This is a genomic window from Streptosporangium sp. NBC_01639 (assembly GCF_045209755.1).
In the GTDB taxonomy this organism is placed as follows: domain Bacteria; phylum Actinomycetota; class Actinomycetes; order Streptosporangiales; family Streptosporangiaceae; genus Streptosporangium.
On the sequence record NZ_CP109272.1, the window covers coordinates 587232 to 599241 of the forward strand.

Below are 12010 nucleotides of genomic sequence, written 5' to 3' on the forward strand. Positions count from 1 at the left end.
ATCCCCCGCGACGTGGGCCCGACCCTCCCATGCCCTCCGGAACCTCCGATCGGCAGCATCGGCGCAGGTGAAACAGGGTAGGTCCCCTTCGCCGGACTCGGCAGTGGATCACGGTAATCCGCTGCGGGCGCGCGGAGAGGATGCGTCATGGCCATGTTCAGGTCAGGAGCGGGCGTACTGCGCCGCAAACCCATCGAGCACATCGAGGAACCCGAGGGCGAAAGGAGCGAGCAGCTCACCCGCGTGCTGGGGCTGTGGCAGCTCACCGCCATCGGGGTGGGCGGCATCATCGGCGCGGGTATCTTCACGCTCGCGGGCACGGTCGCCAACGGTACGGCGGGGCCCGCCGTCGTGGTGTCGTTCCTGATCGCCGGGATCGCGAGCGCAGCGGCGGCGTTGTCCTACGCGGAGTTCGCCGGGCTCATCCCGAAGGCGGGCTCGGCCTACACCTACGGCTACGCGGTCCTCGGCGAACTGCCGGGCTGGTTGATCGGCTGGGACCTGCTGCTGGAGTACACCGCGATCGTCGCGGTCGTCGCCATCGGCATCTCGGGCTACTTCTCGTTCCTGCTCGGTGACCTGGGCGCCCAGTTGCCCGCGTGGATGCTGGGCGCGCCGGGGACCGGGGCAGGCCACCGGGTGGACCTGTTCGCCGCCATCCTGTGCCTGCTGATCGCCTATCTGCTGAACCTCGGCATGAAGAACGCGGCCCGCTTCGAGACGGCCGTCGTCGGGCTGAAGGTCGCCGTGGTGCTGATGGTGGTCGTCGTCGGGTTCTTCCATATCAACACCGCCAACTACACGCCGTTCTTCCCCTACGGGCTCGGCGGTGCCATGACGGGGGCGGCCACGGTCTTCTTCGCCGTCTTCGGCTACGACGCCATGAGCACGGCGGCGGAGGAGTCCAGGGACTCCCGGCGTCACATGCCGAAGGCGATCGTCTACTCGCTCGCCATCTCGATGGTCCTCTACGTGCTGGCCTGCCTGGTGCTGACCGGCATGCAGAACTACCGGGAGATCGACAAGGAGAGCGGATTCTCCACGGCGTTCAAGTCGGTGGGGCTGAGCCGCCTGGCGGACGTGATCGCGGTCGGGGCCATCGTCGGCATCCTCACCGTGATGTTCACCTTCATGCTCGGGGTGAGCCGCGTCTGGTTCTCGATGAGCCGCGACGGTCTCCTGCCCAAATGGTTCGCCAAGACGCACCCGACGCGGCACGTGCCGACGCGTGTGACGTGGATCGTCGGCGTCGCCTCCGCCGTCATCGCCGGGTTCCTCCCCATCAGGGAGGCCGCGGAGCTGACCAACATCGGCATCCTGCTCGCCTTCGCGGTGGTGTGCACCGCGGTGATCGTGTTCCGCTATCGGCGGCCCGACCTGCCGCGGAGTTTTCGCTGCCCGGGCATGCCGGTCGTGCCCGCGATCGGTGTCCTCTTCTCCCTCTGGCTGATCACTTTTCTGCACTGGCAGACCTGGGTGCGCTTCGTGGTGTGGTTCCTGATCGGCCTGATCGTGTACTTCGGATACTCCTACCGGCACTCCGCGCTGGCCGGGACACGGTCCGCCGAACCCGGGGAGCCGCCGCCGGACGGCCGTCAGTGACGCGGTGGGCAGTCGGGAGGCGCGGCGGCGCAGCCCGCTGATCGGACTCTCATCAGGCCTCCTTCCAGGGGATACGCATGATCGGGCGCTCGATAAAGCTCCTTCGAGAAGGAGAGAGTGGTCACGGAGTAAGGTTGCCTGCCCTGATTCCGGCAAGCCTTTACCTAAAACTCAGGAGTGTCGGTGTTCACCAGCTACCCCATCGGCCTGCGCGAAGGACTGGAGGCCACGCTCGTGGTCTCCGTTCTCGTCGCGTTCCTGGTCAGAGGCGACCGCAGGACCGTGTCACTCGTAGCCGAGCATGGCGGAGACCGCCGCCTGGGTCGTTCATGCGGTGCCCACGCTGATCCTCTTCCTCTGCCCGCAATCCAAGCGACCGACGCCCGCTGTCACCACCACCGCCTGAAACAGGAGCATCATGCGTACGCCCATCGCTCTCGCCGCCACCGGTCTGGCCCTCACCGCGCTGTCCGCCTGCTCGGGTGAGCCCCAGGCGGGCAACGGGGACTCCGCGAACTCCGCTCCCACCAAGAACGCCATGAATGACAAGAACGCCAAGATCACTGTCGCGGCGACCGACACCGAGTGCAAGGTCGCGGTCAACGAGGTGAGCACCGGCACCTCCACCTTCGCCATCACCAACGCCGGCTCCAAGGTCACCGAGTTCTACGTCTACGCGCCAGGCGACCGGGTGATGGGCGAAGTGGAGAACATCGTCCCCGGCCTGACCCGCGAGGTCGTCGTCGACCTGCCGGCCGGCGACTACGAGACAACGTGCAAGCCCGGCACGGTCGGCAAGGGCATCCGCAACCCGCTGAAGGTCAGCGGGTTGCACCAGCCGCCGGCCGACGACGCCAGGCTGGCGGAGGCCATCGCGGGATACAAGCGCTACATCACGTCGCAGAGCGAGACGCTGCTGGTCAGGACCCGGGAGTTCGTCGGTGCCGTCAAGGCCGGCGACATCGGCAAGGCCAAGGGCCTGTATCCGGTCGCGCGCACCTACTGGGAGCGCATCGAACCCGTCGCGGAGATCTTCGGCGACCTCGATCCGGCCATCGACGCCCGCGAGGCCGACCTCGAGGACGGCCAGGAGTGGACCGGCTACCACCGGATCGAGAAGGACCTGTGGGTCAAGAAGGATGTCTCCACGGACGGTCCGATCGCCGACAAGCTCATGGCCGACGTCACCACTGTCGTGAACAAGTCCGCCGCCGCGCGGCTGTCCCCCGTCCAGCTCGCCGACGGCGCCAAGGAACTGCTCGACGAGGTGGCGACCAGGAAGATCACCGGTGAGGAGAACATCTGGTCGCACACCGACCTGTGGGACTTCGACGCCAACCTGGAGGGCTCCAAGGCGGCCGTCCAGGCACTGCGCCCGGTGCTGGAGGAACGCTCTCCCGACCTGGTCAAGACGCTCGACGCGAAGTTCGCCGCCGCCGAGACCGCCCTGGACGCGCACCGCGAGGGCGACGGCTGGAAGCTGCACGACAAGCTGTCCAAGGAGGAGCTGAGGAAGCTGTCCGACACGATCAACGCGCTGGCCGAGCCGATCAGCAGGATCGCCGCCGTCGTCGTGAAGTGAGCCACCTGCCCGGCCGACTCCCCCTCGCACCGCGGCCGGGTGCCGGGGAGCGCTCAGGAACCGCTCCCCGAGACGGCCCCCCGGTAGGAGCCCAGCACGGTGAATTGCCGAAGCCGGGCATTCTTGGGCGGGATGTGGGCCACCACCTCGATCAGGTCATTCACGATCATGAAACGGTGCTGCCGGCCGGTCAGCGAGGCGAGTTGCTCGTTGTAGACGTAGTTGCCCGGCCGTACGTCGTAGCGCGAGGTGCGGGCCAGCGTGGTGAACACCAGGGCTCCCCCGTCGGCGGCGCGCAGCGCGAGTGAGGGGTATTCGGTTGCCGGCCGGACCTTCTCGGTGACCCGGGCGTAGCGGTTCATGTTCCTGCGGTTGGTCGCCGCCTGGTTGACCAGATCGTCGTCCACGGCGAACCGGGCCTTGGCCTCCGGCGTCCCCTTGCCGGTCAGCTGCCTGGCGTAGAGCTTGGCAAAGTTCCCCGGGGAGGCCATCAGCCCGGTTGAGGCGGTGAGGGGAAGCTCTTCGAACGTACCCGCGGCGGTCACGTCGATCTTCGGCCGAGCCGTGGCCCGCGTCGCACCGTCGGGAGCGTAGATCTGCCGCCACCCGTCAGGAGCCTTGGAGAACAGCAGGTAGGTGAGGCGGTCGCTCTTCTTGCCGCCTTTGACGGCCTGCTGGCGGACCGTGGCCAGGACCCACTCCTTGCTCCCCTTGGCCGAAACGTGGAAGACGGGGTCGACGTAGGTGAAGGCGCCGCCGGACTTGGCCTTCAGCTCGCGCGCCGAGACGTAGTCGGCGCTGTCGATCGCGAAGCTCGCCCCGCCTTCGTAGCTCCGCAGGAGACCGACGTCCAAGGTCTTGTTGGCCTTGTTGTTCAGCCGAACGTAGCGGGCCAGCAGGCTCCCGGCCTCCTCGGCCGTGACGGCCGGCTGCACGCTGCCGGCACCCTGGTCGGGCGACGCGGCCGCGGAGGAGGGCGACGCGGCCGGGGACGGCGGGGCTGCGGGTTCTCCGGCCGAGCATCCTGACAGCACCGCCGTGAAAGCGACCACCGCACACATCACCGTCCGGTCGAACCGAGACACCACAACCCCCATAAATTTGAAGACGAATGTCCCTACCATCCCAGAAGTCCCAACAATCACTTTTGTCAGACGGGTACGGCAGACCTTGTTTCGGAAGGAGGACCTTCCGCCGAGCGGGAATACGATAGGGGGGTATGGTGTTACGGTAATCGAGACGCGAGTGACCAGAGGGGGGAAGATGGCCGGATACAGTGACACCAGGCAGGACCACCTCCGGCGGCTACGCCGCATCGAGGGCCAGCTGCGCGGGCTGCAGCGCATGGTCGAAGAGGACAGATACTGCATCGACATCCTCACCCAGGTGTCGGCGGCCGACCGCGCCCTGCGGTCCTTCTCCCTCGCCCTCCTTGAGGAGCACATGGCGCACTGCGTCGCCGACGCCACCGCGAAGGGCGGCGCCGAGGCAGCGGCCAAGATCAAGGAAGCCTCCGACGCCATCGCCCGCCTCGTCCGTTCCTGATCAGCACAGAGACCGGCACGTAGCAGCCGGCACATGGAAAGAGTGATCGCCATGACCACCACCACATACACCGTCAAGGGCATGACCTGCGGCCACTGCGTCAACTCGGTCACCGAAGAGGTCAGCGAGATCACCGGGGTCACCGGGGTCCAGGTGGACCTGGCCACCGGCCTGGTCACCGTTGACAGCGACGGCCCGATCGACGACGCCACGATCACGGCCGCCGTCGAGGAGGCCGGATACGAAGTGGTGACCCTGTCGTGAACACTTCCGCGAAATTCGGGTCCTACCTCCTCGGGCTCGCCGTGATCTTCGGCGGCGCCCTGGGAGCCGGCAACGCCATGGGCACCGCCGGTCCCCCACCGGCCGCCGACGGTCACGGAGCCCACGGCGAGCCCGTCACCGGCCGGCCGAGTTCCGTGCCATCGGCCGGCCGCCACGGGGCTCACGACGAGCCCACCGGCCGGCCGGACCCGGCAACCGCGGCGCACATCCCCGGAGGGCTTCAAGTGTCCCAGGACGGCTACACCCTGACCCCCGAGACCACGACGATCACGCCGGGCGAGGCGACCGGCTTCCGCTTCACCGTCACCGGTCCCGACGGCCGGCCCGTCACCGGCTACCAGGTGCAACACGACAAGAAGCTGCACTTCATCGTGGTCTCCCGCGATCTGGGCCTCTTCCGGCACCTGCACCCGGAAGAGGCCGGGGACGGCGTCTGGTCGGTGAAGCTGACACTGCCCGCGGCGGGCGCCTACCGGGCGTTCGCCGACTTCGCCGCCGAGGGGGGCACCGGGCTGACCCTCGGCACCGACCTGCACGCCTCCGGCGACTACGAGCCCAAGGCGCTGCCGGCGGTCGCCCGTACCGCGAACGTGGACGGATACGCCGTCACCCTCGACGGCGACCTGGTCCCGGGCGCCTCCAGTAAGCTGACCCTGAAGGTGAGCAAGGACGGCCACCCGGTCACCGACCTGCAGCCCTACCTGGGCGCCTACGGCCATCTGGTCGCGCTGCGCGCCGGAGACCTGGCCTACCTGCACGTGCACCCCGACGGAGCGCCGGGCGACGGCAGGACACCCGCCGGCCCGGGGATCACCTTCTACGCCGAGGTGCCCAGCCGGGGCGACTACCGCCTCTTCCTGGACTTCCAGCACAACGGAACCGTGCGCACCGCGGGCTTCACCGTCCGCGCCGGTGAGCTCCCCGCACCGGCCACGACCTCGGGCCCGGAGCCGACGGCCACTCCGTCGAAGCCCGGTTCACACGGCGACCACGACCACTGACGCGGACGTGACGAGAAAGGAGCAGGTGATGTCCTCCCTCACCGACGACAGGCCGCAGAACACCGTCGAACTCTCGATCGGCGGCATGACCTGCGCGTCGTGCGCCAACCGGATCGAGCGCAAGCTCAACAAGCTCGACGGCGTCACCGCGACGGTCAACTACGCCACCGAGAAGGCCAAGGTCGCCTTCGGCGAAGGGATCGACCCCCACGACCTCATCGCCGAAGTCGAGAAGACCGGTTACACCGCCGCGCTCCCCCCGGAACCGGAGAGCGGCACGGCGCGGGACGACTCCCCGGGCGAACCGGCCGACGAACTGGCTCCGCTGCGCAACCGGCTGATCACCGCCGTGGCGCTCGCCGTACCGGTGATCGCGATGGCGATGATCCCGCCCCTGCAGTTCACCTACTGGCAGTGGCTGTCGCTCACCCTCGCCGCGCCCGTGGTGGTCTACGCGGGCTGGCCGTTCCACCGGGCGGCCTGGACCAACCTGCGCCACGGCGCCGCCACCATGGACACCCTGGTCTCGCTCGGCACGATCGCCGCGTTCGGCTGGTCGCTGTGGGCGCTGTTCCTCGGCAGCGCGGGCACTCCCGGTATGACCCACCCGTTCGCGTTCACCATCGAGCGCACCGACGGCTCGGGCAACATCTACCTGGAGGCCGCCGCCGGCGTGACGGCGTTCATCCTGGCGGGACGTTACTTCGAGGCCCGCTCCAAGCGCCGCGCGGGGGCGGCGCTGCGCGCCCTGATGGAGCTCGGCGCGAAAGACGTCGCCGTGCTGCGCGACGGCAGGGAGATCCGCATCCCCAGTGATCGACTCGTGGTCGGGGACCGGTTCGTGGTCCGGCCGGGCGAGAAGATCGCCACCGACGGTGTGGTCGAGGAGGGGACCTCCGCGGTCGACGCCTCGATGCTCACCGGCGAGTCCGTCCCGGTCGAGGTACGGCCCGGCGACGCGGTGACCGGGGCGACCGTCAACGCCGGAGGCCGCCTGGTCGTCCGCACCACCCGCGTCGGCTCCGACACCCGGCTCGCCCAGATGGCCAGACTGGTGGAGGAGGCGCAGACCGGCAAGGCGCAGGTGCAGCGGCTGGCCGACCGCATCTCCGGGATCTTCGTCCCGATCGTGATCGCGCTGGCCGTCGGCACGCTCGGCTACTGGCTCGGCACCGGAGGCGGCGCCGGCGCGGCCTTCACCGCCGCGGTGGCCGTGCTGATCATCGCCTGCCCCTGCGCCCTGGGACTCGCCACGCCGACCGCGCTGCTGGTCGGCACCGGCCGGGGAGCCCAGCTCGGCATCCTGATCAAGGGCCCCGAGGTCCTGGAGTCCACCCGGACCGTCGACACCGTGGTGCTCGACAAGACCGGCACCGTCACCGAGGGCAGGATGACCCTCGTCGACGTCCACCTCGCCGACGGCGAGGACGAGACGGAGGTGCTGCGCCTGGCGGGTGCCCTGGAGCACGCCTCCGAGCACCCGATCGCCCAGGCCGTCGCCCGAGGCGCCGCCGAGCGGGTGGGCGAGCTGCCCGCGCCGGAGGACTTCGCAGGCGTCGCAGGACTCGGCGTGCAGGGCGTCGTCGACGGGCACGCCGTGCTGGTGGGCCGCCCCCGGCTGCTGGCCGACTGGTCGCAGCACCTGCCTCCCGAGCTGGAGCGGGCACTCGCCGAGGCTCAGGCCGCCGGCCGTACGGCTGTCGCGGTCGGCTGGGACGGCAAGGCCCGCGCGGTCCTCGTGGTCGCCGACAGCGTCAAGCCGACCTCGGCCGAGGCCGTCCGGCGGCTGCGCGCGCTGGGACTGACCCCGGTGCTGCTCACCGGCGACAACACCGCAGTCGCCCGGTCGGTCGCCGCCGAGGTGGGCATCGACGAGGTGATCGCCGAGGTGCTGCCCGCCGAGAAGGTCGACGTCGTCAAGCGCCTGCAGGCCGAGGGCCGGTCGGTGGCCATGGTGGGTGACGGTGTCAACGACGCCGCCGCGCTCGCCCAGGCCGACCTGGGCCTGGCCATGGGCACCGGCACGGACGCGGCCATCGAGGCCTCCGACCTCACCCTGGTCCGCGGCGACCTGCGGGTGGCCGCCGACGCCATCCGCCTGTCCCGCCGCACCCTGGCCACCATCAAGGCCAACCTGTTCTGGGCCTTCGCCTACAACGTGGCCGCCCTGCCGCTGGCCGCGCTCGGCCTGCTCAACCCGATGATCGCCGGAGCCGCCATGGCGTTCTCCTCGGTCTTCGTGGTCAGCAACAGCCTGCGGTTGCGCGGTTTCAGATAGCGCCCTGCTTCAGGTGACAACGGGCACGGCCCGTCCCGCCACGGGGGCGGGACGGGCCGTGCGGTGGTCGTGGCCGTTACGGAGTGGCCTTGTCGGGGCGTTCGGAGACGCGGATGGCGTTGACGATGGGGTCACCGAACCGCTTGGCGAACCGCAGGTTGAGCTGGCCGTCGGTGACCTTCACCGTGTACTGCCGGGTGACGGCGGTGTAGGTGCCGGACTCCAGGGCCAGGTCCAGCGCGGGGATCGCGAGCTCGCCCTCGACGAGGACGTCGAAGACGCGCTTGCCCGCGGTGGTGTTCCGGGTGTCGGCGAAGCCGAGCTCGACGGTGTAGGTGCCGTTGGGCACCTGGTCGAACCGGTACTCCAGCATCGACTCGCGGGCACTCTTGAACAGCGTCTGCTCGGTGGTGCCCTTGATCGTCTTACTGGCCGTGCTCGTCTTCGTGCCGCTGCCGACGTAGCCGTAGCCACCGGTGCCGTACTTCCGGTCGGCGCTCCAGCGGTCCCCGACGGCATCGACGACGTCCTTGGTCCCGCCCACCTCGACGGCGACCTGGAGCTTGGGCACCACGACCGTCACGGTGATCTCGAGCTGCGGGTTGCGGCCGCTCGCCGAACGCACCAGCAGCTTGCCGGTGCGGACAGTGCCCGGCTGGACCCCCGAGCTGGAGGCGGTGACCTTCAGCGTCGCCGCCTGGCCCGAGCCGAGCTGGCCTGCGGCGGGCGTCACGGTCAGCCAGTCCTGGGCGGGTTCGGTCACCACGGTGTATGCCGTGGCGCCCCCCAGATTGGCCAGTTCGACCGTGCCGGTCCGGGTGGCCCCGGCCGGCATCACCAGGGTCAGCTCGCCGACCGAGGCCGTCACCTGGCCGGTGGCCAGGGCGGTGTCGACCCGGGTCAGGGCGCCGGCGGTGACGGTGACCTCCTGGGTGAAGGTCCCGTAGTTCTCCTTGGAGACCTCGACCTGGTAGTCCCCCACCAGGACCTGCCCGAGGAACGTGCCGTCGGTCCCGGTGGTGAAGGTCGCCACGTCGCCCACCTTCACCGTCGCGCCCGCCAGCGGCTTGCCGTCGTTGGCGTCGGTGACGGTGCCGGCCAGCATCCCGTGCCGGCTCGCGATGAAGGTCAGGCTCTGACCGTCGGCGAGGGCGGCGCTGTTGGCGGAGTACTGCAGCGCGTCGGTGCCTCCGGCGCTCTCGATGCCCACCGTGGCACTGGTCCCGGCGGCTCGCTCGCTGCCGATCCCCTTGTAGCGGAACCCGATGGAACCGTCCTCGCCGAGCAGCGCCGAGAAGGAGATACGCAGGTCGGGGTCGGAGTAGAACTTGGCGTCGCGCCATTCGATGACGAAGGTGCGCTTCGGCGCGGTCCCGACGGTGGCGGTGTAGACCCCGGACTGGGCGTCCAGTACCAGGTCGTCCCAGTAGGGGTAGATCGCCGCATTGGGCGCGGCGGTGGAGGGCAGCGTGCCGTTGCTCGCCGTGGTGCTGCTGGCGGCGAAGTTCAGGAACCCGTTGCTGCTGATCCAGCCGGCGGTCTGGCCGGCGCCGTAGAAGGGGAAGGTGAACGGCAGCGTGATCGGCTGGGCCGCGTCGTCGCCGGTGAGCGTCTGCTTGGCGGTGCCCGCGACGTACGCCTCGGTCCCGCTGGTGCAGGTGTAGCCGAAGGAGTCGGTGCGGCGCGGCAGTTCGATGTCCTTGGTCAGGTTGCCGTTCAGCGTGATCGACACGGTGAGGCCGCCCGCGCACCGGGAGAGCGGGGTGGTCTTGAGCTCGTAGTCACCGTTCGGCAGCGTGAGCTCGTACCGCCCTGCGGCGTCGGTGACCGCGCTGACCGGGGTGCCCACCGCGACGACGGTGGCGCCCACCTCGGGCGTTCCCGCGGCGGTGACCGTTCCGGACACCGTGCCCGAGGGCTGCTGTGTCAGCGTCACGTCCTTGGTGGTCGTCTGGTCGGCCACGACGGTGGCGGTCGCGGTGGCGTCGCCGTATCCGAACTTCTTGACGGTGATCTGGTAGTCGCCCTCCAGCAGGCGGGGCAGCGTGTACGTCCCGTCCTGCCCGGTGGTGACCGTACGGCCCAGCGGCCCGGTGACGGTGAGGGTCGCCGAGGCCACCGGCTCACCGCCGGCGGTGACGGTGCCCTGCAGCGCGCCGAGCGCCCCGACGGGAGCGGCCTGGACCGCCGCGAACGCGTCGAGCCGGCCCTCTCCCCAGATGTTGTTGTCCGCGGCGGTACCGCCGCAGCGCGTGTCGTTGACGTCGATCGCGGTCCGGTCGAGCAGTTCCCGGGTGGAGGCGATGTCGCCCTGCAGGGCGGGCGAGGCCGACCACATCAGCGCCACGGTGGCCGCCACGTGCGGGCTGGCCATCGACGTGCCGGAGATGTAGTCGTACCCGCCGGGTACGGACGAGCGCACGTTGACGCCGGGCGCGGCGAGGTTGGGCTTGATCTCGCCGTTCTCGCCGGTGCCCCGGGTGGAGAAGCTCGCGATGGCGTTGCCGACGTCGAACGCGCCGGCGCTGTAGCTGGAGCCGTACTGCCCGGGTGAGCCGCTGGAGTTGCATCCCGCGGCGGTGACGTTGCCGTTGGAGAAGGCGGGGAAGATGCCCGCCGCGACCCACGCCTCGACGGTCTCCTTGTACCAGGGGTCGAATCCGGCGCCGCCCCAGGAGTTGTTGACGATGTCGGGTGCGAGGTCCGGACGCGGGTTGGCGCCGTTCAGGTCGGTGGGCGCGAGCACCCACTGCCCGGCGGCCAGGAGCGAGGCGTCGGAGCAGCTGTTGGTCTCACAGCCCTTGGCGGCGATCCACTTCGCGCCGGGAGCGACGCCGATGGTGTTGGCGCCCTCACCCCCGACCATGGTCCCCATGGTGTGGGTGCCGTGGTCGTTGTTGTCGCACGGCGCGTCGCTCGGGCACACCCCCGCCGGGTCGAACCAGTTGTAGTTGTGGTCCACGCTGCCGTCGGCCTTCTTGCCGCGATACTGGGCGGCCAGCGCGGGATGGTCGAACTGCACACCACTGTCGATGTTGGCCACGACGATGCCCTCGCCGCGGGTGCCGAGCTCGCTCCAGACCCTGGGCGCGTTGACCCGGTCGATGTTCCACTCGACCGCGTCGACCTTCGCCACCTCCTTGCCCGGCAGCGGCTCGGGCAGTTTGACGACGCGGCTGGGCTCGATCCGCTCCACTTCGGACAGGTCGGCGATCTCCGCGGCCAGTTTGGCGTCGCCGGTCACCTGGACAGCGTTGGCGATCCAGAACGGGGTGAAGTCGGCGTGCTGGGCGGTGAGGAGCTTACGCAGGCCCGCCTGCGACGACGCGGCGAGCTCGGTCTTGGCCTGGAATACCTGCTTGGCCTTATCGATCTTGGTCTTCGCCCTGCGGGCGGCACTGAGGTCCGCGTCGCTCTTCAGACGTACCCAGAAGGTGGCCTTGTCGTCTACGGAAAGGTCCGCCAGGACCGACTCGTCGATCTTCTGGGGTTCGGGCGCGGCCTGGGCCACACCCTGGGGGAGCATGAGCGTAAGGGCGGTGACGGTCCCGGTCAGGACCACCCGCCAGTGCCGGGGGGGATTTGACACACGATCTCCTTCACGCCGGGCGGGGTTGTCCCGCCGGGGAAAGCGACATGGGATGTGCATGATCTTTACAGACCATGTGGAGAAGCGTGAATGGATCTTGTGCTTTTTTCAAGTACTTGACACATTAA

Annotated in this window: 8 protein-coding genes; 6 read left to right on the forward strand and 2 right to left on the reverse strand. The window is 69.6% G+C overall.

Features of this window, described 5'->3' with window-relative positions:
- Nucleotides 1-147: 147 nt before the first annotated feature.
- Both OHA77_RS02725 and efeO read left to right on the forward strand, forming a co-directional pair.
- The gene (locus OHA77_RS02725) at nucleotides 148-1602 is read left to right on the forward strand and encodes an amino acid permease (protein WP_406315896.1); all 1455 of its coding nucleotides are present in this window, start codon (nucleotides 148-150) and stop codon (nucleotides 1600-1602) included.
- 418 nt (nucleotides 1603-2020) lie between these two features.
- Nucleotides 2021-3184 (forward strand): iron uptake system protein EfeO, encoded by a 1164-nt coding sequence (efeO, locus tag OHA77_RS02730; RefSeq protein WP_406315898.1) that lies wholly within the window; start codon nucleotides 2021-2023, stop codon nucleotides 3182-3184.
- Between the two features lie 53 nt (nucleotides 3185-3237).
- On the opposite strand, the gene OHA77_RS02735 is transcribed toward efeO, so the two are convergent.
- The gene (locus OHA77_RS02735; protein ID WP_406315900.1) at nucleotides 3238-4236 is read right to left on the reverse strand and encodes a hypothetical protein; all 999 of its coding nucleotides are present in this window, start codon (nucleotides 4234-4236) and stop codon (nucleotides 3238-3240) included.
- 211 nt (nucleotides 4237-4447) lie between these two features.
- Between OHA77_RS02735 and OHA77_RS02740 the strand changes: the two genes are divergently transcribed.
- Genes OHA77_RS02740 through OHA77_RS02755 form a run of 4 tightly spaced genes read left to right on the forward strand, consistent with a single transcriptional unit; the run spans nucleotide 4448 to nucleotide 8293 of the window.
- A complete protein-coding gene (locus tag OHA77_RS02740) occupies nucleotides 4448-4729 on the forward strand; it encodes a metal-sensitive transcriptional regulator (protein WP_406315902.1) in 282 nt (93 codons plus the stop codon).
- Nucleotides 4730-4780: 51 nt separating this feature from the next.
- The gene (locus OHA77_RS02745) at nucleotides 4781-4993 is read left to right on the forward strand and encodes a cation transporter (RefSeq protein WP_326822241.1); all 213 of its coding nucleotides are present in this window, start codon (nucleotides 4781-4783) and stop codon (nucleotides 4991-4993) included.
- Nucleotides 4990-6015 carry a hypothetical protein gene (locus OHA77_RS02750; protein ID WP_406315903.1) on the forward strand — a complete coding sequence of 342 codons (1026 nt, stop codon included), beginning with the start codon at nucleotides 4990-4992 and terminating at the stop codon, nucleotides 6013-6015. The genes OHA77_RS02745 and OHA77_RS02750 overlap by 4 nt, the downstream gene beginning before the upstream one ends.
- A 28-nt stretch (nucleotides 6016-6043) precedes the next feature.
- Complete coding sequence (locus OHA77_RS02755; RefSeq protein ID WP_406315905.1) at nucleotides 6044-8293, forward strand: heavy metal translocating P-type ATPase; 2250 nt, start codon at nucleotides 6044-6046, stop codon at nucleotides 8291-8293.
- A gap of 76 nt (nucleotides 8294-8369) precedes the next feature.
- Here the strand turns inward: OHA77_RS02755 and OHA77_RS02760 are convergent, their stop codons facing one another.
- The gene (locus tag OHA77_RS02760) at nucleotides 8370-11882 is read right to left on the reverse strand and encodes a S8 family serine peptidase (protein WP_406315906.1); all 3513 of its coding nucleotides are present in this window, start codon (nucleotides 11880-11882) and stop codon (nucleotides 8370-8372) included.
- Nucleotides 11883-12010 lie beyond the last annotated feature (128 nt).

Bases quoted from the DNA above. Each gene is read 5' to 3' on its own strand.
- OHA77_RS02725 (WP_406315896.1), top strand. From the start codon at position 148: ATGGCCATGTTCAGGTCAGGAGCGGGCGTACTGCGCCGCAAACCCATC.
- efeO (WP_406315898.1), top strand. From the start codon at position 2,021: ATGCGTACGCCCATCGCTCTCGCCGCCACCGGTCTGGCCCTCACCGCG.
- OHA77_RS02740 (WP_406315902.1), top strand. From the start codon at position 4,448: ATGGCCGGATACAGTGACACCAGGCAGGACCACCTCCGGCGGCTACGC.
- OHA77_RS02745 (WP_326822241.1), top strand. From the start codon at position 4,781: ATGACCACCACCACATACACCGTCAAGGGCATGACCTGCGGCCACTGC.
- OHA77_RS02755 (WP_406315905.1), top strand. From the start codon at position 6,044: ATGTCCTCCCTCACCGACGACAGGCCGCAGAACACCGTCGAACTCTCG.